21 protein-coding genes are annotated in these 22,179 nt (G+C 67.2%); 7 read left to right on the top strand and 14 right to left on the bottom strand.

Going from position 1 to position 22,179, the window contains the following annotated elements:
* Nucleotides 1–120 precede the first annotated feature (120 nt).
* Nucleotides 121–885 (top strand): two-component system response regulator OmpR, encoded by a 765-nt coding sequence (ompR, locus tag ASD75_RS02815; protein ID WP_056743238.1) that lies wholly within the window; start codon nucleotides 121–123, stop codon nucleotides 883–885.
* Nucleotides 882–2,270, top strand: coding sequence for an ATP-binding protein (locus ASD75_RS02810; RefSeq protein ID WP_056742914.1), 1,389 nt, complete (start codon nucleotides 882–884; stop codon nucleotides 2,268–2,270). The genes ompR and ASD75_RS02810 overlap by 4 nt, the downstream gene beginning before the upstream one ends.
* Before the next feature lie 142 nt (nucleotides 2,271–2,412).
* Here ASD75_RS02810 and ASD75_RS02805 read toward each other — a convergent pair whose 3' ends face one another.
* Nucleotides 2,413–4,371 (bottom strand): sigma-54-dependent Fis family transcriptional regulator, encoded by a 1,959-nt coding sequence (locus tag ASD75_RS02805; protein WP_056742912.1) that lies wholly within the window; start codon nucleotides 4,369–4,371, stop codon nucleotides 2,413–2,415.
* Nucleotides 4,372–4,684: 313 nt separating this feature from the next.
* On the opposite strand from ASD75_RS02805, the gene ASD75_RS02800 reads away from it, so the two are divergent.
* Together ASD75_RS02800 and ASD75_RS02795 are read left to right on the top strand one after the other, a co-directional pair.
* Nucleotides 4,685–6,208, top strand: coding sequence for an aldehyde dehydrogenase family protein (locus tag ASD75_RS02800; protein WP_056067906.1), 1,524 nt, complete (start codon nucleotides 4,685–4,687; stop codon nucleotides 6,206–6,208).
* Nucleotides 6,209–6,388: 180 nt separating this feature from the next.
* On the top strand, nucleotides 6,389–6,766 hold the full coding sequence (locus ASD75_RS02795) for a DUF779 domain-containing protein (protein WP_056743235.1): 378 nt from the start codon (nucleotides 6,389–6,391) through the stop codon (nucleotides 6,764–6,766).
* Between the two features lie 101 nt (nucleotides 6,767–6,867).
* Here the strand turns inward: ASD75_RS02795 and ASD75_RS02790 are convergent, their stop codons facing one another.
* Nucleotides 6,868–8,838, bottom strand: coding sequence for a methyl-accepting chemotaxis protein (locus ASD75_RS02790; protein ID WP_056743233.1), 1,971 nt, complete (start codon nucleotides 8,836–8,838; stop codon nucleotides 6,868–6,870).
* 323 nt (nucleotides 8,839–9,161) lie between these two features.
* Between ASD75_RS02790 and ASD75_RS02785 the strand changes: the two genes are divergently transcribed.
* Entirely contained in the window at nucleotides 9,162–9,602 is a 441-nt protein-coding gene (locus ASD75_RS02785; protein ID WP_056742911.1) for an acyl-CoA thioesterase, read from the top strand.
* Nucleotides 9,599–10,570: an EamA family transporter gene (locus ASD75_RS02780; protein WP_056742909.1), complete on the top strand. Its 972-nt coding sequence runs from the start codon at nucleotides 9,599–9,601 to the stop codon at nucleotides 10,568–10,570. Before ASD75_RS02785 ends, ASD75_RS02780 begins: the two co-directional genes overlap by 4 nt.
* 48 nt (nucleotides 10,571–10,618) lie before the next feature.
* Here the strand turns inward: ASD75_RS02780 and ASD75_RS02775 are convergent, their stop codons facing one another.
* From ASD75_RS02775 to def, 12 genes are all read right to left on the bottom strand, one after another.
* The gene (locus tag ASD75_RS02775) at nucleotides 10,619–11,611 is read right to left on the bottom strand and encodes a succinylglutamate desuccinylase/aspartoacylase family protein (RefSeq protein ID WP_056742906.1); all 993 of its coding nucleotides are present in this window, start codon (nucleotides 11,609–11,611) and stop codon (nucleotides 10,619–10,621) included.
* The gene (locus ASD75_RS02770) at nucleotides 11,608–12,582 is read right to left on the bottom strand and encodes a tripartite tricarboxylate transporter substrate binding protein (protein WP_056067894.1); all 975 of its coding nucleotides are present in this window, start codon (nucleotides 12,580–12,582) and stop codon (nucleotides 11,608–11,610) included. The genes ASD75_RS02775 and ASD75_RS02770 overlap by 4 nt, the downstream gene beginning before the upstream one ends.
* Before the next feature lie 169 nt (nucleotides 12,583–12,751).
* Nucleotides 12,752–13,651 (bottom strand): LysR family transcriptional regulator, encoded by a 900-nt coding sequence (locus ASD75_RS02765; protein WP_056742904.1) that lies wholly within the window; start codon nucleotides 13,649–13,651, stop codon nucleotides 12,752–12,754.
* A 99-nt stretch (nucleotides 13,652–13,750) separates the two neighbouring features.
* On the bottom strand, nucleotides 13,751–14,575 hold the full coding sequence (pyrF, locus tag ASD75_RS02760) for an orotidine-5'-phosphate decarboxylase (protein WP_056742902.1): 825 nt from the start codon (nucleotides 14,573–14,575) through the stop codon (nucleotides 13,751–13,753).
* Nucleotides 14,576–14,761: 186 nt separating this feature from the next.
* Nucleotides 14,762–15,319, bottom strand: coding sequence for a FlgO family outer membrane protein (locus tag ASD75_RS02755; RefSeq protein ID WP_056742900.1), 558 nt, complete (start codon nucleotides 15,317–15,319; stop codon nucleotides 14,762–14,764).
* The gene (locus ASD75_RS02750; RefSeq protein ID WP_056742898.1) at nucleotides 15,316–16,002 is read right to left on the bottom strand and encodes a hypothetical protein; all 687 of its coding nucleotides are present in this window, start codon (nucleotides 16,000–16,002) and stop codon (nucleotides 15,316–15,318) included. Before ASD75_RS02750 ends, ASD75_RS02755 begins: the two co-directional genes overlap by 4 nt.
* 216 nt (nucleotides 16,003–16,218) lie before the next feature.
* Complete coding sequence (locus tag ASD75_RS02745) at nucleotides 16,219–17,418, bottom strand: phosphoglycerate kinase (protein WP_056742896.1); 1,200 nt, start codon at nucleotides 17,416–17,418, stop codon at nucleotides 16,219–16,221.
* An 83-nt stretch (nucleotides 17,419–17,501) separates the two neighbouring features.
* The gene (locus ASD75_RS02740) at nucleotides 17,502–17,837 is read right to left on the bottom strand and encodes an AzlD domain-containing protein (protein ID WP_056742894.1); all 336 of its coding nucleotides are present in this window, start codon (nucleotides 17,835–17,837) and stop codon (nucleotides 17,502–17,504) included.
* Nucleotides 17,834–18,607, bottom strand: coding sequence for an AzlC family ABC transporter permease (locus ASD75_RS02735; RefSeq protein WP_369817443.1), 774 nt, complete (start codon nucleotides 18,605–18,607; stop codon nucleotides 17,834–17,836). Before ASD75_RS02735 ends, ASD75_RS02740 begins: the two co-directional genes overlap by 4 nt.
* 47 nt (nucleotides 18,608–18,654) lie before the next feature.
* Nucleotides 18,655–19,629, bottom strand: coding sequence for a methionyl-tRNA formyltransferase (fmt, locus tag ASD75_RS02730; protein ID WP_056742890.1), 975 nt, complete (start codon nucleotides 19,627–19,629; stop codon nucleotides 18,655–18,657).
* Nucleotides 19,630–19,691: 62 nt separating this feature from the next.
* Nucleotides 19,692–20,198, bottom strand: a complete 507-nt coding sequence (locus ASD75_RS02725) for a hypothetical protein (RefSeq protein ID WP_056742889.1) — start codon at nucleotides 20,196–20,198, stop codon at nucleotides 19,692–19,694.
* Nucleotides 20,198–20,707, bottom strand: a complete 510-nt coding sequence (gene def / locus ASD75_RS02720) for a peptide deformylase (protein WP_056067873.1) — start codon at nucleotides 20,705–20,707, stop codon at nucleotides 20,198–20,200. Before def ends, ASD75_RS02725 begins: the two co-directional genes overlap by 1 nt.
* 199 nt (nucleotides 20,708–20,906) lie before the next feature.
* On the opposite strand from def, the gene ASD75_RS02715 reads away from it, so the two are divergent.
* Nucleotides 20,907–22,109: a LysM peptidoglycan-binding domain-containing protein gene (locus tag ASD75_RS02715; protein ID WP_082564861.1), complete on the top strand. Its 1,203-nt coding sequence runs from the start codon at nucleotides 20,907–20,909 to the stop codon at nucleotides 22,107–22,109.
* Nucleotides 22,110–22,179 lie beyond the last annotated feature (70 nt).

The raw sequence follows: 22,179 nt of genomic DNA, 5'->3' as shown, positions 1-22,179 counted from the left end.
CGTGTCATGCGTTGTCATGCACCGGAGCACCTGCCCGCGCTGGCACCCGGTGTTTTCGGCCCTACCATTGGCACGCAGCCTTGGCTGCACCCACCCGCTGCCACACCCACACACCGCCCCATGACGGAAGCCCTGGCCAAGATCCTGGTCGCCGATGACGAACCCGACCTGCGTGCGCTGCTGCAGCGCTACCTGAGCGACCAGGGCTACAGCGTACGCACGGTCGATGGCGCGGGCCCGCTCGATGTGCTGCTGCAGCGCGAGCGCTTTGATGTGCTGGTGCTCGACGTGATGATGCCGGGCGAGGATGGCCTGTCGATCTGCCGCCGCCTGCGCGCGCAGGGCGAGACCATTCCCATCCTGATGCTCACGGCCAGGGGAGACCCCGTGGACCGCATCGTGGGCCTGGAGATGGGCGCCGACGACTACCTGCCCAAACCCTTCAACCCGCGCGAGCTGCTGGCCCGCATCCAGGCCATGGTGCGCCGCCAGCGCCTGCTGGGTGCGCACACCGGGCCGCGCCAGACGGGCGGGCACATCGCGTTTGGCGCGTTCACGCTGTGGCTGGACGAGCGCCGGCTGGAGCGCAACGGTGGCGAGGGCGGCCAAGGTGCGCAAGACGTGCCCCTGACCACGGGCGAATTCGCGCTGCTGCAGGCGCTGGTACAGCAACCGCACCGGCCTCTGGGCCGCGACCGGCTCATCGCACTGGCCTATGGCCCCGACCACACGGCCACCGACCGCAGCATCGATGTGCAGGTGATGCGCCTGCGCAAACTCATCGAGGCCGACCCTGCCCAGCCGCGCCACATCCGCACCGTGTGGGGCGTGGGCTATGTGTTTGTGCCGGATGGCGCAGCGCCGGGCGGCGGAGGCAAGCCATGACGCCCTCCGCCACACCCCAAGCCACCGGGGGCTGGTGGCCGCGCAGTCTGCTCGGGCGCAACCTGCTGCTGATGGCGGTGCTCATCGTGCTGGGCCAGCTGGTGGCGGCCGTGCTGGTGCGGCAGATGATCTTTCAGCCCCGCGTGGCACAGGTGGCCGATGGCGTGGCGCGCAATGTGGGCGCGCTGCGCGCAGGGCTGCAGGCGCTGCCCCCGGCACAGCGGGCCGCATTTGTCGAAGCCTTCAACCAGCAGGCTGTGCGGTCGGCCCCGCCGGTGGCGGCGGAGAACGCTGCGCGGCGTGCGCTGCTGTCGCCCATGGAGCGGCAGTTTGTGCAGGCGGTGTCGCGCCGCCTGGGGGCGGACGATGCGGCAACGAACACTTCGCAACCCGTATGGCGCCGCGACAGCACGGGCGTGCTGGCCCTGCGTGTGGTGCACCAGGGGCCGGAGGGAGCGGAGACCTATTGGCTGAACCTGCCCAGCGTGTTCCCCACGCGCGAGTTCACCGGCGCCTGGCTGGCCGCCACGCTGGCCAGCATGCTGCTGGCGCTGCTGGGGGCCTGGTGGCTGCAGCGGCACATCAACCGCCCGCTGGCGCAGGTGGTGGCGGCGGCCCGGCAGCTGGCGCAGGGCCAGCCCCCAGCGCCGCTGCCCGAAGACGGACCCGAAGAAATCGCCACCGTGGGCCGCAGCTTCAACCACATGGCGCACAGCCTGGCCGCGGCCGAGCAGGAACGCGCGCTGATGCTGGCCGGGGTGTCGCACGACCTGCGCACCCCGCTGACCAAGCTGCGCCTGGGCGTGGAGATTGCCGGTGCACAGGTGGATGCGCCCCTGGCCGCGAGCATGGCGCGCAGCATCGACGAGATGGACGGGATCGTGGGCCAGTTCCTGCAGTTTGCGCGGGTCGGTTCCAACGCAGGCGAGGCCGAGGTGCCCACCCCGGCATCGCTCAACGACCTGGCCCAGGCCGTGGCCGAGGCGCAGGCCGATCATGGGCGCACCGTGCGGCTGGCGCTGGGCACGCTGCCCGACGTGCCGGTGCGCCCCCAGGCCCTGCGCCGCGCGCTGGACAACCTGGTGGAAAACGCCTGGCGCCACGGCACGCCGCCGGTGCTGCTGCGCACGGGGGCGGATGCCGACGGCGTGTGGCTGGAGGTGCAGGACCAGGGCCCCGGCATCGCACCGGCAGAGCTGGACCGCATCCGCCAGCCCTTTGCGCGCGGCGATGGCGCGGCACGCTCGGGCACGCCGGGCGCGGGGCTGGGCCTGGCCATCGTGGAACGCGTGGTGCGCAGCCACGGCGGGCGGCTGGAGCTGTTCAGCACGCCGGGCGCGGGGCTGCGCGCGCGGCTGGTGCTGCCACGGGGCGGGCAGGCCTGAGAGGTTGATGCCACCCGACGTGCCCTGCGCACGCCCTGGGCATGCTGCGCACTGAAAATTCAGCCAAAAGTGCCACAAGCGCTATTGCGATATGCCGCAACAGCTATCAAATGAATAGCAATTCAGTAAGTCCGGCAGACCCTCAGGCCACCGGCATCTTCAGTTTGCGGTACAGCGTCTGGCGGCTGATGCCCAGCTGGCGAGCGGCCTGCGACATGTTGCCGCGCGCAGCCTGCAGCGCCTGGTCGATGGCGGCCTGGGACAGCTGCTGCAGGCTCAGGCTGGCAGGCAAGCCGTCCACACCAGTGCCCGCTGCAGCATCGCTGCGCGGACCGGCGGGCACCGCCGTGAGGGCCTGCACCAGGTCGTCGGGCATGTGCTCCCAGCCCAGGGTGTCTTCGCCCTCGGCCAGCATGGCGCAGGCGGTGCGCAGCACATTGGCCAGCTGGCGCAGGTTGCCGGGCCAGGGGTAGGCGGCCAGGCGGGCCAGCAGGTCGGGCGCCACCTGCACCTCAAAACCCAGGCCCTGCTCGGTGGCCAGGTCGGCCAGCAGGCGCTGCAGCAGCGCCACAAAGTCGCTGCGCTCGCGCAGTGCGGGCAGCTGCACCGTGAGGCCGTTGATGCGGTAGTACAGGTCTTGCCGAAAGCGCCCCTGTTCCGCCGCCTGCATGAGCTGGTTGTGCGTGGCGCAGACCAGCGCAAAGTCCACCGGCACGGCCTTGCTGGCGCCCACGGGCGTCACGCTGCGCTCTTGCAGCACACGCAGCAGACGGGTCTGCAGGGCCAGCGGCATGTCGCCGATTTCGTCGAGAAACAGCGTGCCGCCATGGGCCTCACGCAGGCGGCCCAGGTGGCCCTCCTTGCGCGCGCCGGTGAAGGCACCGGCCACATGGCCGAAGAGTTCGGATTCGATCAGGTGCTCGGGGATGGCTGCGCAGTTGATGGCCACAAACGGCGCATCGCGGCGCGGGCCGCTGGCGTGCAGCGCGCGCGCAAACACCTCCTTGCCCACGCCCGACTCGCCCTGCACCAGCACCGCAATCGGTTTGCCCACCACGCGGCGGGCCTTGTCGGCGGCGGCGCGCCAGCGCGCGTCGCCGGTGTCCAGCTGGGCCAGGGCGTCTTGCTGGGGCGCAGCAGTCGCCGCAGCGGTGGGCCGTGTGGGGGTGGCGACCCAGGCGGCGTCCATCTGCACCTGGGCAAACAGCAAGGCGCCTTGCAGTGTGCGCAAAGCCTGCGGCTGTTGGGGGCGGCGCTTGTGGTGCGAGAGCAGGTCATCCAGCCGCACGTCCAGCACCCGCTCCAGCAAGGTGGCGCCCACGTCCCCCGCATGCAGGCCCAGCTGCGCCAGGGCCACGCGGTTGGCACCCACGATCCAGCCGTCGGCCGACACGGCCACGATGCCCTCGGCCACGCTGCCAATGCCCTCGGGCGCGCTGTGCAGGTGCAGCCGGATGTTGCGTTTGCAGGTGGCCGCCAGCAGGCGGTTTTCGATCATGCGGGCGGCCGTGCTCACCAGGCCCAGCGTGTGGGCGTGGCCGTGGCGGTAGTCGCCCGAGATGTCGAGGATGCCCAGCAACTCGCCCGCGGCCGACAGGATGGGCGAAGCCGCGCAGGTGAGAAAGTTGTTGCGCTCCAGAAAATGCTCGCCGCCGTGCACCTCCACCGCGCAGGCCTCGGCCAGCGCCGTGCCGATGGCATTGGTGCCCCGGTGGGCCTCGTGCCAGGAGGCACCGCTGGTCAGCGCCACGCGCTCGGCCTTGTCCACAAAGTACGGATCGCCCAGCGTGTGCATGAGCATGCCGCGCCGGTCGGCCAGCACCACCACGCTCTGGCTGTGGCGCACTTGCTCGAACAGGTATTCCATCACCGGCCGCGAATGCGCGAGCAGCTCGGGGTTGCTGGCCAGCACCTGGCGCAGCGTGCCGCTGCTGGGGTGGTCGATGGCCTGCGGCCGCCCGGTGGGCAGCAGGCCGGCCGCCATGCTGCGCGACCAGGAGCGCGCCAGGCGCTCGTCCACCAGGCCACTGGGGCACTGGCCAGAGTCCAGCAGGTGCTGGCGGGCCTGTCGCAGGGCGACGGGGGAAGTGTTGGGGCGCACGCTTTGTCTCCGTGCGGGCTCAGGGCGGCCCGCTTGTGGTGTGTGGGCCAGTATGGCGGGCTCGACGGCGTGGGGCAAGGGTGTGGGCGCAAGCGGTGTGCCAACTGTTCCATTTCGTGACAGGTGTCGCGGCCCGGCACATCACGATGCGGGCGGCTGCAACAGGTGTCCGCCCTGGACGGCCGAAAAAAACCAATGAAATCAACACTTCGCGCGCCGTGGCCTGCTGGCATGTGTTTTGAGTAAGGGGTTGGCATCGGACAGGCTCCACCGAGTCCGCCCGATGCACACAACCATCGCAGGAGACAACACCATGACCGTTTACGCAGCCCCCGGCGCCGCTGGCGCCAAGATCACCTACAAGCCCCGTTACGACAACTTCATCGGCGGCAAATTCGTGCCGCCCGTCAAGGGCCAGTACTTTGATGTCATCACGCCCGTGAGCGGCAAGGTCTACACCCAGGCCGCGCGCTCCACGGCCGAAGACATCGAGCTGGCCCTGGACGCCGCCCACGCTGCGGCCGACGCCTGGGGCAAGACCGATGCCGCCACGCGCGCCAACATCCTGCTCAAGATCGCCAACCGCATCGAAGAAAACCTGGAGCGCCTGGCCTACGCCGAAACCGTGGACAACGGCAAGGCCATCCGCGAGACGCTGAACGCCGACATCCCGCTCACCGTGGACCACTTCCGCTACTTTGCGGGCTGCGTGCGCGCGCAAGAAGGTGCCTTGAGCAACATCGACGAGAACACGGTGGCGTACCACATCCAGGAACCGCTGGGCGTGGTGGGCCAGATCATTCCGTGGAACTTCCCCATCCTGATGGCCGCCTGGAAGCTGGCCCCCGCGCTGGGTGCGGGCAACTGCGTGGTGCTCAAGCCCGCAGAAAGCACCCCCATCTCCATCCTCATCCTGGTCGAGCTGATTGCCGACCTGCTGCCGCCCGGCGTGCTCAACATCGTCAACGGCTACGGCCGCGAGGCGGGCATGCCGCTGGCACAGAGCAAGCGCATCGCCAAGATCGCGTTCACCGGTTCCACCAGCACCGGCCGCGTGATTGCGCAGGCCGCTGCCAACAACCTGATCCCCGCCACGCTGGAGCTGGGCGGCAAGAGCCCCAACATCTTCTTTGCCGATGTGATGGACAAGGACGATGCGTTTCTGGACAAGGCGATTGAAGGCCTGGTGCTGTTCGCGTTCAACCAGGGCGAGGTCTGCACCTGCCCATCGCGCGCCATCATTCAAGAATCGATCTACGACCAATTCATGGAGCGTGTCTTGAAGCGCGTGGCCGCCATCAAGCACCAGAACCCGCTGGACACCGACAGCATGATGGGCGCGCAGGCCTCCAAAGAGCAGCTCACCAAGATCCTGAGTTACCTGGACCTGGGCAAGCAAGAAGGCGCCGAAGTGCTCGCCGGTGGCGGCCAGGCCCACCTGGGCGGCGACCTGGAAGGCGGCTACTACGTGCAGCCCACGCTGTTCAAGGGCCACAACAAGATGCGCATCTTCCAGGAAGAAATCTTCGGCCCCGTGCTGGCCGTGACCACCTTCAAGGACGAGGCCGAAGCGCTGGCGATTGCCAACGACACGCTGTACGGCCTGGGCGCCGGTGTGTGGAGCCGCAACGGCAATGTGGCCTACCGCATGGGCCGCGCCATCAAGGCCGGGCGGGTGTGGACCAACTGCTACCACGCCTACCCGGCGCATGCGGCGTTTGGCGGCTACAAGGAGTCGGGCATTGGGCGTGAGACGCACAAGATGATGCTGGACCACTATCAACAGACCAAGAATCTGCTCGTCAGCTACAGCGAAAACAAGCTCGGCTTCTTCTGATCTGGGGTGGCGGTCCAAAAACCGCCCCTGGCGTCGTTGCTCCTTCTGGCCGTGGCGCTGCCACTGTCTGCGACGGAGGCGCCTAGCCAGAGACGGTTTGTGAACCGCTGGAAACGTTTCTACTGACGCGGCTCGTTGTTCCAACTGGCCGCGTTTTTGCATTGCACGCTGGAGACAACCATGGTCGAAAAAGTCATCGCCACCCCTGCCGCGCTGGAGCTGGTGGCCTTTCTGCAAGCAAAGCATGGCCCTGCGCTCATGTTTCACCAGAGTGGTGGCTGCTGCGACAACAGCGCGGCCAACTGCTATCTGCCGGGTGAGATCACGATGGGCGCAGGCGATGTGTACCTGGGCGACATCGGTGGCTGCCCGTTCTACATCGGGCGCGCGCAGTACGAGACCTGGAAGCACACGCAGCTCATCATCGATGTGATCGAAGGCACGGGCGGCACGTTTTCGCTGGAGGGGCCGGAGGGCAAGGCCTTTCACACGCGCTCGCGGGTGTTCTCCGACGCCGAGCTGACCGAGCTGGGCATTGCGCGCGGGCCTGCGGGCTGAACCCCGGGGGCTGTACGGCCCTCCATGACGCCCCTTCATGCCCGCTCCAGCGGAATTCGGGTCATTCAGACCGGTAGCGCTAGTGCAATATGCCGCTGCAGCTATTGAATTCGTAGCACACCTGCGGCCGTGCGCAGGCCGCCATCGTCGCCCAGGCGGAACACCGACACCACGTGCACCAGGTCTTCGGCCTGGTTCTTGAGGCTGCTGGCGGCGGCGGCCATCTCTTCGACCAGTGCAGCGTTCTGCTGGGTCACCTGGTCCATCTGCGTCACGGCCTCGCCCACCTGGGCCACGCCCAGGGACTGTTCGTGGCTGGCGGCACTGATCTCGCCCACGATGTCGGTCACGCGGCGGATGGCGCCCACCACCTCGCTCATCGTGGCGCCGGCGCGGTCCACCAGGGCGCTGCCCTGGGCCACGCGCTCCACACTGGCGCTGATAAGCGTCTTGATCTCGCGCGCGGCCTCGGCACTGCGCCCGGCCAGGCTGCGCACCTCGCTCGCCACCACCGCAAAGCCCCGGCCTTGCTCGCCCGCGCGGGCCGCCTCCACCGCAGCGTTCAGCGCCAGGATGTTGGTCTGGAACGCGATGGAGTCGATCACGCCGATGATGTCCGAGATCTTCTGCGACGAGGCGTTGATGCCGTGCATGGTGTCCACCACCTGCGCCACCACTTCACCGCCCTGCACGGCCACGGTGCTGGCATTGGCGGCCAGCTGGCTGGCCTGCTGGGCACTGTCGGCGTTCTGGCGCACGGTGGCGTTGAGCTGCTCCATGGACGCGGCGGTTTCTTCCAGCGCGCTGGCCTGGCTTTCGGTGCGGGCCGACAGGTCGGTGTTGCCCTGGGCAATCTGCACGCTGGCGGTGGCCACACTTTCTGACCCGCTGCGCACGTTGCGCACCACCTGTGTGAGTTGTGTGCGCATCTGCTGCAATGCCTCCAGCAACTGACCCACCTCGTTGGTGCCATGGGCAATGGGTGCGCCGCTCAGGTCCCCCTGTGCCACGGCGCGTGACAGCGCCACGGCCTGCGACAGCGGCCCGGTCATGGAGCGCACAAACACCAGCGCCATCGCACTGGTGGCCGACAGCGTGATGACCAGGGCCAGCGCCACCCACAGCAGATTGCGCTGCAGCCCCGCCACGCGCGCCTGCAGCGCCTGGTCCAGGCTGGTCATGGACAGGTTGTTGAGCGCGTTCAGCGCCTCGATGGTGCGGGTGAACGCGTCAAAGTAATCCTTGGACGGCAGCTGCAGCTCCGTGGCGTTGAGGATGTCGCGCTCCACCATCTGCAGCGACTGCTGGATCTGCCCTTGCACGGCCTGCACGCTGCTGCCCAGCGCGCGCTGCAGCTCGGCGTTGCCCTGCAGGGCGCGGTCCAGCCCCCGGAAGGTGTCGCCCTGCAGTTCGGCCACGCGCTGCTGCAGCACCAGCAGCTGGCCCTTGCCCTGGGGCGTCAATTCACGCTTGCCCAAGGCGCTGGCGCCCTGGGCGCGCAGCATGCCCAGCTTTTCTCCCAGCATGGGGGCTTGGGCCAGCGACGCCTGCACCAGCGCGTGGGTGTCGGCCTCGGGGTCGATCTGCAGGCCATAGGCATGCACCAGCGCCTCGTTGAGCTGCAGCAGCGCCGCGATGAGCTGGGTGTGCTGCGCCGTGCTTTGCACCTGTTCGATGCTGCGCGCGGCCACGGCCTGCTCCAGGGTGCGCCAGGTCTGCTGCGCCTGGGTCCAGGCCGCCATCTGCGCCGCAGGCACCTTGGCGGCGGCAAAGCGGGCGCTCACGTCGTCCAGGGCGGTGTTGACCGCATCGCGCGCGGCGGGGCGGCGCGCGGCCAGCGACTCATCGCCGCCCAGCATGCCCACGGACAGGCCCCGGTGCACCTGCATGCGCTGCACCAGGTGCGTGAGTGCCTGGGCAGGGGCCACGCCCTGCGCCTCCAGGCGCGCATGGTCGATGGCGTGGAGGGAGTCGCGCACCACCAGGTAGGTGGGCAAGGCGCTCATCATGAGCCCGATGGTCCCCAGAATGAGGAATTTCTCGAGCAGGTTCAAACGGTGAAGCAATGACATGGCAGTGGGCGCAGGCAACGCGGCGTGCGCAATGGAATAGGCCCCAGGGGCGGGTGTCGGCACCGCCGACTGGATAGCGGCCCTCTCAAGAACGTGTGGACGATCTCGCAGGGGATCACCGACACGCTCTGAAGGCCAAACGGAATGGTTCTCAATGTAGGGACGTGTCCGCAGTAGGGTTTTGACTCAGGTCAAGTCACGCAGAGCTTCCCCGCCCGTGGCGGGACGGCCGGCATCGGGCTGTGTACGGGTGCGCAAAGGGGCTACGGCCGCCGGGGCGCTGGAGAATAATGAACACATCCCCATCCTTTGGAGCCCCTGGCATGCACTCGATCACCCTGCGTTTCCTGGCGTCCCAGACGACCCTGCCCCAGGCGGGCCGCGTACCCGGTGGCACGGTGCTGCGCTGGGTGGATGAGGCTGGATTTGCCTGCGCCAGCGCCTGGGCCCAGGGGGATTGCGTGACCGAGTTTGTGGGCGGAGCCCACTTTGTGCGCCCTATCCGGCCGGGCAATCTGGTCGAGGTGCACGCGCGCCTGGCTTACACCACCGATACCAGCATGTGCCTGGCGGTGGAGGTGCGCAGCGGCGCCGTACACGGCGCGCCGCTGGAGGATGTGGTGCACTGCGTGGCCGTGTACACCGCCGTGGATGCCAGCGACCAGCCGCGCACCGTGGACAAATGGAGCCCCGAGACCCCCGGCGACATTGCACTGGCCCAGCGTGTGAAGGCGCACATTGACGCAGCGCGCGCAGCGCAATGAGCGGCGCTGCACAGGCCGCATCAGCCACCAGCCCGCTGCGTGCGCGCGACCTGCTCGCGGCGCTGGTGGTGGTGATCCTCTGGGGCGTGAACTTTGTGGCGATGAAGTGGGGGCTGCGCAGCTTCAGCCCGTTCCAGCTGGGTGCCGCGCGCTACCTGTGCGCGGCCCTGCCGCTGGTGCTGCTGGTGCGCCCGCCGCGCATGCACTGGCGCTGGGTGCTGCTGTTCGGGTTGTTCCAGGGCGTGGGGCAGTTCGGCTTTTTGTTCATCGGGCTCAAGGTGGGCATGACGGCCGGGCTGGCCAGCGTGCTGCTGCAGACCCAGGTGTTCTTCACGGCGCTGCTGGGCTTTGCGCTGCTGCGCGAGCGCCCGGGGCTGCCGCTGCGCGTGGGCATGGGGCTGGCCGCGCTGGGGCTGGTGTGTTTTGCGATGAACTATGTGGGCCCGGGCTCCGGCATGGGGGTGGCGGCTGCCACCACGCTGGCGGGCCTGCTGCTCACGCTGTGTGGCGCGGCGATGTGGGCGTCGTCCAACATCGTGGCGCGGCTGGCGCAGCAGCACAGCCCGGGGTTTGACCCGTTGGCCTTTGTGATCTGGAGCAGCCTGGTGCCGGTGCTGCCGTTCATGGCGCTGTCCGCCCTGTTCGACCCTGACGCCGCGCGCTGGCTGCAGTGGCAGACGCTGGCCAGCGTGCCGCTGCTGTCATGGGCCGCCGTGGCCTACCTGGGCTGGGCCGCCACCATCGTGGGCTACGCGCTGTGGACCAACCTGCTGCAGCGCTACCCCGCCAACCGCGTGGCGCCGTTCAGCCTGGCGGTGCCGGTGGTGGGCCTCACCGCAGGCTGGCTGCTGCTGGACGAGGGCGTGGTGCCCTGGCAGTGGGCGGGCATTGCGCTGGTGGTGGCCGCGCTGGCCTGTGTGGTGCTGGGGCCCAGACTACAAGCCAAAATGGCCGGTAGCGCTGGTTGAATATGCCACAGCAGCTATCAATTAGATGGCATTCAGCCACCGCACCGGCTACAGCAACCTGCGCCGCGCAAAGCGCACCACGGTCACCCCGGCACGTGCTTGGCGCACCGAGGGCATGACCAGCACGCAGTCGTCGTACGGAGTGACCACCGGCACGCCGTCGTTGTCACCAATCACCGTGCCCGCCTTCTCGAACACTTCAAGGCCCGTGTACGGCGCCACGAAGCGGAAGGCGCTGCTGGTGGCGACCACGGGGCCGGTCACCTCCAGCGCCCACTGGCGCGGTGCGTCGGGCAGGCGCCAGCCGGGCAGCTGCTGCGCCAGCGCGTCGGCGCTCAGGGCACCGGACTGTTCGACAAAGCGCACACACTGGTCCTGCGCCACGGCGCGGCTGGCCGGGTCGCCATGGAAGCCACATTCGATGAGCAGCGAGCGGGTGCCGTTGTCGTCCAGGTCGCCAAACCGGCCGTAGTCACGCATGCGCACGCCGTCCTTGTGGCCGGCGTCCACCACGATGTGCTCGGGCGAGCGCATGGCACGCGCCAGCGCTAGGTTGCGCGGCTGGATGCCAGTGAGCAGCAGCGGCGCCGAGGGCTCGTGCATGGAATGGATGTCGAGCAGCCAGTCGGCCTGTGCCACCCACGGGCGCAGCGCGGCGGCGCGGCGGCGCTCGTTGGTGTCGGCCGCATCGATGCGCTCGTCCAGCCACTGGCGGTTGAGGTCTTCGTCGGTGAAGCGCGAGGCGTCGTGGTTGCCGGGGTCAAACCGGTCGAAGGCGTCGAGGTTGCAGAACGCAAGCGTGAGCGTGCCCTGCTGTGGGCGCACACCGGCGTCGAGCAGGCCTTTGAGCGCCCAGGCGCCGCACAGCTCGTTGCCATGCACCAGAGCGCTGATCATCACGTGGCGGCCGGGCCGGCCCGAGTCGAAGTGCCACACGCCTTCGGTGCCGGTGTTGCCTGCCCGCCAGGCGCTGATGTCGGGGGCGGGTAACGCAAACACCAGGGGTTGCACGGACGTGGAGGGGAGAGTGCTGGTGCTCATTCTTCGATCTTGGCGAATTCAACAATCTTCTTGTACTTGGCCACTTCGGTGGTCAGGAACTGGTCGATGTTCACGGTGGGCGAGGCCACGGTGGACCCGCTGGCTTCCATCTTCTTGCGGAAGTCCGGCGATTGCAGGCTGTCGGCCAGTGCCTTCTTGAGCTTGTCGGTCACCGGCTTGGGCAGGTTGGCCGGTGCCATGAGCGCAAACCACACGCTGATGTCCACGTTCTTGTACTGCGGCGACTCGGCCAGCGCCGGGATGTCGGGTGTGGTGGCGGAGCGCTTGGCCTCGGTGGTGCCCAGTGCAATCACCTTGCCGCTCTTGATGTGCGGCAGGCCGCTGGAGAGCACGAACACGCCGTACTCCAGGTTGTTGCCCATGAGGTCGCTGGTGAGCGGCGCCACGCCCCGGTAGGGGATGTGCGTCATGAACAGCTTGCCTTGCTCCTTCACGGCCTCGCCCGCCAGGTGCAGCGCCGTGCCCACGCCCGAGCTGCCGTAGCTGAACTTGCCGGGGTTCTTGGACACCTTCTGCGTGAACTCCGCCATGTTCTTGACGCCCGCGCCGGTGGAGGCCACCAGCACCAACGGCTGGGAGGCAATGAGACCGATGGCGGTGAAGTCCTTGATGTCGTACTTGACCTTCTTGGTCACGAGCTTGTTGATGGCGATCTCGTTGTTGGCGCCCACCAGCAGGGTGTAGCCGTCAGGTGCGGCGTTGGCCACCTTCTGCGCACCGATCGCGCCACCGGCACCGCCCAGGTTCTCGATCACCACCGGCACGCCAAGCTTGTTGCCCAGCTCGGTGGCCACCGTGCGTGCGGTCAGGTCGGTGCTGCCGCCGGGCGGATAGCCCACCACGATGGTGATGGGCTTGCTGGGGTAGGCGTCTTGGGCGATGGCAGGGGCAGCGAGAACGGCCAGGCCGCACAGCAGTGCAGCACGGCGCAGGGGACGGACGGTGGTCATGGTGAAACTCCTTGGCAAAGGCGTGGGGCTGAATGGGGCGGGTGAGGTATGGATTGGATTGTGAAAAACCGGCCCCTGACTGTTGGTGCCAAAACGGCACCAGGTCGTGCTGATTCGCGATGCCCGCCACGGGGAAACCCGCAGGTCTCTCACCGTGGACACACACTCATCAGCGCTGCGCCAGGGCCTTCCACAGTGCCTCGGCCAGCGGCCCCAGACGGCGCTTGGGGCGATACAGGCGCACGTCAAAACGCACCTCCATGCGGGCGTCACCCGCCAGCGCGAGGCGCTGGGCCTTGCAGTCGGCAAACACCATGGACCAGGGCAGCCACGCAACGCCCAGGCCTTTTTGCACGTATTCGTAGTGGGCGTCGGCCGAGTCGCACTCCACCACGCGCTGCAGCCGGGGCGCATGGGGGTTGTGCGCCAGGTGGTCTTCCACCAGCCGCCCCAAGGCCAGCTGGGGGGCGTAGGCCAGGTACGGCACCAGCGTGGCGTCGGGCCCGAACCGGTGCAACGCCTGCCCCTGCGCCGTGGCGCGCGAGACGGGCACCAGCCGGTCGGAGGCCACCGTCAGGTGCGTGAACTGCCGCGCATCGAGCCGGATGGCCAGGGCCGGGTGGTGGTACACGAGCGAAAAATCAGCCTCGTTGCGCTCCAGCATGCCCACGGTGTCGGCCAGCGCCCGGGTGCGAATGCACAGCTCGCCGCCCTGCAAAATGGGCTGCAGGCGCACCAGCCAGTCGGCCACCACGGTGCGCGCCAAGGTGCGGCCCGTGGCCAGGGTCACGGTGCGGGCCTGCCGTCCGGCCAGGCTTTGCAGCTCCTCGTGCGACTGGGTGAGGTTGCGCACCATTTGCCCGGCGGTGTCCAGAAAACTCTGCCCCGCAGGTGTGAGGGTGACCGGGCCACCGCTGCCGCGCTCCACCAGCGGCGTGCCAGCCCAGGCTTCCAGCGCACGAATGCGGCGGCCAAACGCGGGGTGGGTGACATGCCGCAGCTCCGCCGCGCGGGTGAAGCTGCGCTCCTGCGCCAGCACGATGAAGTCTTCCAGCCATTTCAACTGCATCGTCGGCTCCTAGAGGGGCGGCTGTCCGGTCGGTGGGCTGGTGCCTGGGCTGTGCCGGCCCCGTTAGAGGACCAGACACCGCGGTCGGAGGGAGAGGGCTCAGCCCCGGGCAGCTTCCAGAACGCCTCGGGTGCGCATGGCTTCTGCACGCGCGACCTCAGCAAAGTCCTCGCCTTTGGACGCGTAAAGAATGGCCCGCGACGAGTTCACGATGATCGGCCCGTCACTGCGCAGCCCGGCACGCACGGTGGCGGCGGCATCGCCACCCTGGGCACCCACGCCCGGAATCAGCAGCGGCAGCGTGGGCGCGATGGCACGCACGCGCTCGATCTCCTGCGGGTAGGTGGCGCCCACCACCAGGCCGAGCTGGCCGTTCTTGTTCCAGGGGCCTTGCGCCAGACGCGCCACATGCTCGTACATGAGCGGCTGGCCCTCGACGCTGGCCAGGCGCTGGGTCTGCAGGTCGTCGCCGCCGGGGTTGGAGGTGCGGCAGAGCAAAAACGCGCCCTTGCCGTGGTAGGCCAGATAGGGCTCGATGGAGTCGAAGCCCATGAAAGGCGACAGCGTGACAGCATCGGCACCGTAGCGCTCGAAGGCCTCCTTGGCGTACTGCTCGGCCGTGGAGCCGATGTCGCCGCGCTTGGCGTCCAGGATCACCGGCACCTGCGGTGCGTTGGCCCGCATGTGCTGCATCAGGCGCTCGAGCTGGTCCTCGGCACCATGCGCGGCAAAGTAGGCGATCTGTGGCTTGAAGGCACACACCAGGTCGGCGGTGGCGTCCACGATGGCCGCGCAAAAGTCATAGATCTTGCGGGGGTCGCCCTGCATCGCGGCGGGAAACCGCGTGGGTTCAGGGTCCAGGCCCACGCACAGCAGGGAGTTGTTCTGTGCCGTGGCGTCGCGCAGCATGTCGGTGAAGTTCATGGGGCGTGATTTTAGGTGGGTGGGCACGGGATGCCCCCGCCGGGGATCGTGGTCGTCAAGGAGAGGCCCCGTGAAGCGGAGGTTTCGGGCACCCCGGGGTGTGCCAACGGGCAACAAAAAAAGGCCGTCGAGACGGCCTTTTTGCGGTAGCAGAGGGAGCAACAAGTCCCTGGTGAGAACGAAAGATCAGCGGGGCACAGCCAGCAGGCGTTGCACGTCGCGGTCGTTGGGCAGCGCGTAGTCGTAGCCACGCACGATGCGGCTGTCTTCGGTGCGCACCAGCTTCAGGCTCACGTAGGTGTAGTTGGCGGCCGCAGAGTAGGTACCCACCAGCACCAGCGAGGCGTTGTGGTTGCGGGCAATGTCCTTGATCTCACGCGACAGCAGCAGCTCGCCCTGGCCTTCGCGCACGAACACGTCACCGCGCAGCTTGATTTCCTTCACGTTGAAGCCGCTGGCCGCCATGCTGGTAGCGTACTGCTCGGACAACGTGCGGCCCAGCGGGGCAGCGCGGCTGAGGTCGTTGACGTTGACCACGGTGGCCACGAGCACAGGCCCGCCGCCCAGCGAGTTCATGTCGAAACCGGTGGTCAGCTTGGTCACCGCGTCGCGGCTGCTCTGGATGAACTGGCTGCTAGCGGCTTCCTGGTAGGTGGGCTCGACGCGCACCGGCGCAGCGTTGTTGGCGCAACCGGCCAGCACCACGCCGGCCAGCACCGTCAGAAGAAGTGCGGGGGTTTTCATTGCGAGACAACCTTCATGTTGACGTTCTTGTACGAGGGGCGCGTGAACAATGGGGTGTCAGCGTTTTCCAGGTAGTACACGTCGGTCTTGCGGGCCAGGTACTGGCCGCCGCGCGTGACGGTGGTGGTCAGGATCAGCTCGGTGTTGGTCGGGCCACCAGAGTTGATGCTGTTGGCATAGTCGGCGGCGAGGGTCAGACCCAGGCCAGCGGCCAGCTGGGCGTCGATGTGCTCATGGCGCAGGCCGTAGGCGGCAAAAAGGCCTGCAGCCAGCATGGTGAACTGCCCAGGGATGAAATGCGGGCGGTCGCTGTTGTGACGCACGACCTGGATACCGTAGGAGACTTCCAGGGCCTGGCCCAGGTTCTGCTGCACCACGGCGCCGTTCTGGACCAGTTTGGTGATCAGGAACTCGCGGAAGGCGGTTTCAAACTGCGTGGCATTGGCGGGCAATGACACATGCAGGGGGGTGTTGGGGGCCACGCCGGCCTTGTCCAGGGTGCTCAGCGTCTGATTGACCACATCGCGCGAGACCAGGTCCCAATGTCCGGCGGAGCGAACCTTGGGCTGCGAGGTGTACTCGAAATTTTCCGCGACGGGAATAGGCGCCCTCTGTGCGCACCCCACCAAAGTTGCCACAGCGCCAGCCAGCACGGCCAAGCTGATTGCCTTTGAAAACGACATGATTCCCTCCTACGGACTGAATTTGCGAGGATCCGAACAGATGCGACCCGCACGATTGAAAAATAATTCTGGGCGGTATCCTCAACAAAAACAAGAAAAAATTACGCTAACTACGCTCCGGCGTACACAGTTCGTTGTTTTTGGTCACAGTTGTGTGCCGATGCAAGGCGTGTAAGCAGGCAGGGCCACCTTTGCGATGGCCCGCCTTGCATTTGCTTACACGGAAGCGGCTGCGCGCTGCTCCAGGATGTCGAAAGCGGGCAGCTTTTTGCCTTCCAGCACTTCCAGGAAAGCGCCGCCACCGGTGGAGATGTAACCCACCTGTTTGTCGATGCCGTACTTGGCAATGGCGGCCAGCGTGTCGCCACCGCCCGCGATGCTGAAGGCCGAGGATTCGGCAATCGCCTTGGCGAGTTGCTTGGTACCGTTCTCAAAAGCGGCAAACTCGAACACGCCCACAGGGCCATTCCAGACGATGGTGCCAGCAGACTTGAGCTGGGCCGCGAGGCGGGCAGCCGTCTCGGGGCCGATGTCCAGGATCATGTCGTCGGGCGCCACGTCCGTGGCGGCCTTCACCGTGGCGGGGGCATCCGCAGCAAAGGTCTTGGCCACGACCACGTCGGTGGGGATCGGCACCTCGGCGCCACGCGCCTTCATGGCAGCCATCACGGACTTGGCGGCGTCCAGCAGATCGGGCTCAGCTAGGCTCTTGCCGATGGGCAGGCCTGCCGCCAACATGAAGGTATTGGCAATGCCGCCGCCCACGATGAGCTGGTCCACCTTGTCGGCCAGGCTTTGCAGGATGGTGAGCTTGGTGGACACCTTGGAGCCCGCCACGATGGCCGCCAGCGGGCGCTGGGGATGCGCCAGGGCCTTGGTCAGGGCATCGATCTCGGCCGACAGCAGCGGGCCGGCGCAGGCAATGGGGGCGTACTGCGCGATGCCGTAGGTGGTGCCTTCGGCGCGGTGGGCGGTGCCAAACGCGTCGTTCACGAAGATGTCGCACAGCGCGGCCATCTTGCGTGCCAGCTCCTCTTTGTTTTTCTTCTCGCCCACGTTCAGGCGGCAGTTTTCCAGCAGCACGATCTGGCCGGGTGCCACTTGCACACCGTCCACCCAGTTGGCGACCAGCGGCACTTCACGGCCCAGCAGCTCGGCCATGCGCTGGGCCACGGGGGCCAGGGAGTCCTCGGGTTTGAATTCGCCTTCAGTCGGGCGGCCCAGGTGGCTGGTGACCATGACAGCGGCACCGGCGTCCAGCGCCATGCGGATCGCGGGAATGGAGGCACGGATGCGGGTGTCTTCAGTGATGTTGCCGGCGTCGTCTTGCGGCACGTTCAGGTCGGCGCGGATGAAGACGCGCTGGTTGCGGGCCTTGCCCTGGGCGCACAGATCGGAAAAGCGAAGGATGTTCATGGGGGAAGGTTTCCTGGAGGGGCCGGTGGATCAGGGGCGCCATTTTAGGCGGCCCTGCTGACGCGGCCGGCCGCCGCCAGCACCTACCAGCCCCAGCCGATGTGCAGTGGCAGATACACCGCCATACCCACCAGAATGGTACCCAGGATGCCCCGGCGCCAGAAGTAATACACGCTGGCGAACAGCACGGCCGGCAGGCGTGCGTCCATGAAGGTGTCGATCAGCTCGCCCTGCACCATGAGGATCTCGGGTGCAATGACGGCGGTGAGCGCGGCCAGCGGGGCATATTTGAGGCCCCGCTTGAGCCAGTCGGGCAGGGGCAGCTCACGCTCCGGGATCATGAAGAAGGAGCGCGACACCACCGTGATCACAGCCAGGCCCACAGTGGCCAGCAAAGGATAGATCCAGGACCAGCTCATGGGTGGCGTTCCTCGCGCAGCGGCACCACATCGCCCGCCTCGACATGCTCACGCTCCTCGGGTGGCATGACGCTGTCAGCGGGCACCAGCAGCAACTCGGGTTGGCGACGACGGCGGTCCACGGCCTCCATCAGCAGTCCCGCGGCCACGGCTGCCGCCAGCGCCACCAGGATGTTGAGCTTGAGCGGCAAGGCAAACGCAGCAATCGCTGCAGTGGCCGCAACACCCGTGGCGAGCCAGGTGGCCCGGTCGAACAGCAGGGACAGCAGCACGCCCAGCAAGGCCAGCACCCCCGCAAAACCCAGCCCCCAGGACAAGGGCACCGCGTTGGCCAGCAGGATGCCGGCGATGGACGGCACCTGCCAAGCCAGCCAGTTGGTGGAGGCCGCGCCCCAGAAATACGGCACCTGCTCTGGGGCCGGCCGGGGTTCCGGAAAGCGCTTCATGAACGCCACATAGATCACGTCCCCGCTGAAATACCCCACGGCCAGGCGCTGGCGAAGCGGAAGGTGCGCAAAGTAGCTGCGCCACATGCTGCTGAAAATCACAAACCGCAGGTTGACGCAGGCGGCCGTGAGCCACACCACCCACAGCGGCGCGCCCACGGACAGCAGCGGAATGACGGCGAGCTGGGCGCTGCCGGCATACACCAGCAGCGACATGAACACGGCCATCCCGACCGACATGCCACTTTTGACCATGGCCACCCCGGTGACCAGCCCCCAGGCTGCAATGCCCAGCGAGGTACCCGCCATGTCGATGGCGGCCATTCGGAAGGAGGGGTGGCGCAGTGTCCGGCCCAGCGCAGCAGACACGCTCATGCAGGGTTTGCACCCAGCACCATGCCCGGCTGCAGGTCAAAGCCGCGCAAGAAATCAGCCGCCGCCAGCCGCTTGCCACCCGCCCGCTGCAGCGTGGTCAGGCGCAACGCCGTGCCGCTACCGCATGCGACGGTCACTCCCGCGCCATCCGCAGCCAAAATCTGCCCGGAGCGCTGGTCGGATTTGCCTTGAATGCTATCAATTGCATAGCTCCAGATCTTGATCGTCTCGCCGTTGCACTCGGTGCTGGCCCCCGGGAAGGGATCGAACGCGCGAATGCGCTGGCCAATGACTGCGGCAGGCAGTGTCCAGTCGATCGTGCTCTCGGCCTTTTCGATCTTGTGGGCGTAGGTGATGCCGTCTGCCGGTTGCGGCACGGCAGTGAGGCCCCCACAGGCGGCCAGCTCCAGCGCCTCGACGATCATGCGACCGCCCAGCGCGGCCAGGCGGTCGTGCAGGGTGGCCGTGGTGTCGCTCGGGGCGATGGGCAGGCGCTCGGTGAGCAGCATATCGCCCGTGTCCAGCCCTGCGTCCATCTGCATGATGGTGACGCCCGTTTCCGCATCGCCTGCCTCGATGGCACGGTGGATGGGGGCGGCACCGCGCCAGCGGGGCAGCAGGCTCGCGTGAATGTTCAGGCAGCCCAGACGGGGCAGATCCAGGGTCCACTGCGGCAGGATCAGCCCGTAGGCGGCCACGACCATCACATCGGCCTGCGCGGCCAGCAGGGCTTCGTGCGCAGCGGCGGCATCGTCGGGGTACTTGCCATCCAGGCGCAGGCTGCGGGGCTGGGAGACGGCTATCCCATGCTCCAGCGCGCATTGTTTGACGGGCGACGCCTGCAGCTTCATGCCACGGCCTGCAGGGCGGTCCGGTTGCGTCAGCACCAAGGGAACGGTGAAGCCTGCGGACAGCAGCCGCTCGAGGGCCACACGGGCGAATTCGGGGGTACCGGCAAAAATGACTCTCATGGGAACGGATGTTGGCTCAGGTGGGCGCGTTACGCGGTGGCCCTGCTGGGCGGGCCATCCCATCAATCGCGCGCGTTGTCAAAATTCGGCAGTTCGTCGGTGAACAACACCTGGCGCACCACCCCTTGGCGATCCAGGTGCACATGGGCCTGTCGCAGGTCCGAGTTCTGCCGGAAGCGGTAGGTCCAGATATCACCATCAAAGCGCGCCACCTGCTCGACACGCAAGGGCATTCCGAAGGTGTTTTGCAGGTCGGCACGGGTCCAGGTGCCCACGGGCAGGTTCTCGAATCGCTGCTGCGTGAGCACCTGCTCGTTGCGCACCAGCCGGCCAATGGCATCAAAGTCGAGGTTGTAGGCGGCAAACCCGGCGGGTAATTCCGAGTACAGCAGCCGCTCGCCAGAGGGCAGCGCTATCGTGACGGTTGGCGGGCCCAGGCGAGCGATCACTTCGGCCCGCAACGCGCCGGGCCGTTCACGGGCCGGCAGCACACAGCCCGCCAACTGGCCAACCAGCGCCACCAGCGCCAGCACTCTGACGCCCCAGCGGACGCAGAGCGCTGCGCGCATCACCCGCGCGCCTCCCGCTGCTGCTTGACCATCTTGGTCTTGATGCGGTTGCGCTTGAGGGGGGAGAGGTATTCCACAAACACCTTGCCCATCAGGTGGTCCATCTCGTGCTGGATGCAAACCGCCAGCAGTCCGTCGGCCTCGATGACGCGGGACTGACCCTGAGCGTCCAGCGCGCGCACATGCACCGCGTCAAAACGCTCCACGCCGTCATAAATGCCAGGCACCGACAGGCAGCCTTCTTCGTTCAGGTGCTTTTCGGCGCTGGTCCAGACCAGCTCGGGGTTGATCAGTACCAGGGGCTGGTCGCGCTCCTCCGACACATCGATGACCACCAGCCGCTCATGCACATCCACCTGGGTGGCCGCCAGGCCAATGCCGTGCGCGTCGTACATCGTGGCCAGCATGTCGGCCACCAGCGTGCGAATGCGGTCGTCCACCGCCTGGACGGGGCGGGCGACCTTGTGAAGCCGGGGGTCCGGGTAACAGAGAATGGGAAGGATTGCCATGGCTGCAGGTAAGAGATGTCGCTATTTTCGCCACTTTTGCGGCCTACTGCCGCCTTGCGAGCCAATAATCGTTGCCGAATCAAGGGCTTGAGCAGAGAATCTAAGAAGCTTTGTAACGTATTTGCCCGGCCGCACGCCTGCTTTGTGCGCCGAGGTGCCAGCGAGGGGGCGTTTCCCAATGCATGAGAAAAGGAACAACATGACGGCATTCACCAGCGTGCGGCGGACCGCCCTGGGCGCGCTCACGATCATTGCTGGCGCCCTGCTGGTCATGCCGGCCCAGGCGCAGAATTACCCCATCTCCAGCGGCCAGCGCGCCACAGCGCAGCAGGTGTCCGAGCGGGGTGTACCGCTGGAGGAGCTGGCGCCCAACGCCCCAGACACCTACACCGTCAAGCGGGGCGACACGCTCTGGGGCATTTCGGGCATGTATCTCAAGCGCCCATGGCGCTGGCCCGAGCTCTGGGGCATGAACCTCAAAGCCATTCCCAACCCGCACCTGATCTTCCCGGGCCAAACCCTGTACCTGATCAAGGAAGACGGTTATGCCCGGCTGAGCACCAGCCGCTCCAGCGAACCCGAAACCGTGCGCATCTCGCCCCGCACGCGCAGCGATAGCCTCGCTGATTCGGCGCTGCCCACACTCAAGCAGCACCTCATCGAGCCCTTCCTGGTCGAGCCTCTCGTGGTGGACGAGCAAGTGCTGTTGCGCGCCCCACGCGTGATCGCAACAACCGACGAGCGCGTGTTGATGGCGGCCGGCGACCGCGCCTATGTGCGTGGAGATGCGACGGCGCCCATGCTGGCCGAAGCGGGCGAGCCCCGTTACTACCGCGTGTTTCGCAATGCCGTAGCCCTCAAGGATCCTATCTCAGGCGAGGTGCTGGGCTATGAGGCCCAGTACCTGGGCAAGGCGGAACTGGTGCGCGGCGAGTCGTTTGAGGAGATTCCGAATGGCAAGGGCGGATACACGGCGGAATATATCCCTGCCACCGTGGATCTCTCAGCCACCAAGGAGGACGTGCGCGCGGGAGACCGCCTCCTGCCAGCACCGGCCCGACCCTTCATGAGTTTCACCCCGCGAGCGCCCCAGATCGAGGTCGATGCGCGCGTAGTATCCATCTATGGCAGCTCTGCAGTGGCCTACGCGGGTCAGAATCAGGTGGTAGCCATCAACATGGGTTCGCAGGACGGACTGGAGCCTGGCCATGTGCTCAGCCTGCTGACCAAGGGTGACCGCATCAAGGACATGACGGACGACAAGAAGGCGATGGTCAAGCTGCCCAGTGAAATCAACGGCACGGCCATGGTGTTCCGCACCTTCGAGCGCGTGTCCTATGTGCTGCTGCTGGAAATCCGCAACGGTGTGCGCGTCGGCGACCGCTTGGTCAACCCCAAGTAACGCTCAGGGCCGGTAGTACGTATCGCCGCGCGGGGCTCCTGCGCTGCGGTAGTGACGTTGCCGCGCCGTA

The sequence above is a fragment of the Acidovorax sp. Root568 genome (genome assembly GCF_001427445.1).
GTDB lineage: Bacteria > Pseudomonadota > Gammaproteobacteria > Burkholderiales > Burkholderiaceae_C > Acidovorax > Acidovorax delafieldii.
Note: the sequence above shows the minus strand (reverse complement) of the source record. Positions and strands in the feature narration are given on the sequence as shown.

Excerpts from the sequence above, each read along its gene's own strand:
- ompR (WP_056743238.1), top strand. The coding sequence starts at position 121 with ATGACGGAAGCCCTGGCCAAGATCCTGGTCGCCGATGACGAACCCGAC.
- ASD75_RS02810 (WP_056742914.1), top strand. The coding sequence starts at position 882 with ATGACGCCCTCCGCCACACCCCAAGCCACCGGGGGCTGGTGGCCGCGC.
- ASD75_RS02800 (WP_056067906.1), top strand. The coding sequence starts at position 4,685 with ATGACCGTTTACGCAGCCCCCGGCGCCGCTGGCGCCAAGATCACCTAC.
- ASD75_RS02795 (WP_056743235.1), top strand. The coding sequence starts at position 6,389 with ATGGTCGAAAAAGTCATCGCCACCCCTGCCGCGCTGGAGCTGGTGGCC.
- ASD75_RS02790 (WP_056743233.1), bottom strand. The coding sequence starts at position 8,838 with ATGTCATTGCTTCACCGTTTGAACCTGCTCGAGAAATTCCTCATTCTG.
- ASD75_RS02785 (WP_056742911.1), top strand. The coding sequence starts at position 9,162 with ATGCACTCGATCACCCTGCGTTTCCTGGCGTCCCAGACGACCCTGCCC.
- ASD75_RS02780 (WP_056742909.1), top strand. The coding sequence starts at position 9,599 with ATGAGCGGCGCTGCACAGGCCGCATCAGCCACCAGCCCGCTGCGTGCG.
- ASD75_RS02775 (WP_056742906.1), bottom strand. The coding sequence starts at position 11,611 with ATGAGCACCAGCACTCTCCCCTCCACGTCCGTGCAACCCCTGGTGTTT.
- ASD75_RS02770 (WP_056067894.1), bottom strand. The coding sequence starts at position 12,582 with ATGACCACCGTCCGTCCCCTGCGCCGTGCTGCACTGCTGTGCGGCCTG.
- ASD75_RS02765 (WP_056742904.1), bottom strand. The coding sequence starts at position 13,651 with ATGCAGTTGAAATGGCTGGAAGACTTCATCGTGCTGGCGCAGGAGCGC.
- pyrF (WP_056742902.1), bottom strand. The coding sequence starts at position 14,575 with ATGAACTTCACCGACATGCTGCGCGACGCCACGGCACAGAACAACTCC.
- ASD75_RS02755 (WP_056742900.1), bottom strand. The coding sequence starts at position 15,319 with ATGAAAACCCCCGCACTTCTTCTGACGGTGCTGGCCGGCGTGGTGCTG.
- ASD75_RS02750 (WP_056742898.1), bottom strand. The coding sequence starts at position 16,002 with ATGTCGTTTTCAAAGGCAATCAGCTTGGCCGTGCTGGCTGGCGCTGTG.
- ASD75_RS02745 (WP_056742896.1), bottom strand. The coding sequence starts at position 17,418 with ATGAACATCCTTCGCTTTTCCGATCTGTGCGCCCAGGGCAAGGCCCGC.
- ASD75_RS02740 (WP_056742894.1), bottom strand. The coding sequence starts at position 17,837 with ATGAGCTGGTCCTGGATCTATCCTTTGCTGGCCACTGTGGGCCTGGCT.
- ASD75_RS02735 (WP_369817443.1), bottom strand. The coding sequence starts at position 18,607 with ATGGCCGCCATCGACATGGCGGGTACCTCGCTGGGCATTGCAGCCTGG.
- fmt (WP_056742890.1), bottom strand. The coding sequence starts at position 19,629 with ATGAGAGTCATTTTTGCCGGTACCCCCGAATTCGCCCGTGTGGCCCTC.
- ASD75_RS02725 (WP_056742889.1), bottom strand. The coding sequence starts at position 20,198 with ATGCGCGCAGCGCTCTGCGTCCGCTGGGGCGTCAGAGTGCTGGCGCTG.
- def (WP_056067873.1), bottom strand. The coding sequence starts at position 20,707 with ATGGCAATCCTTCCCATTCTCTGTTACCCGGACCCCCGGCTTCACAAG.
- ASD75_RS02715 (WP_082564861.1), top strand. The coding sequence starts at position 20,907 with ATGACGGCATTCACCAGCGTGCGGCGGACCGCCCTGGGCGCGCTCACG.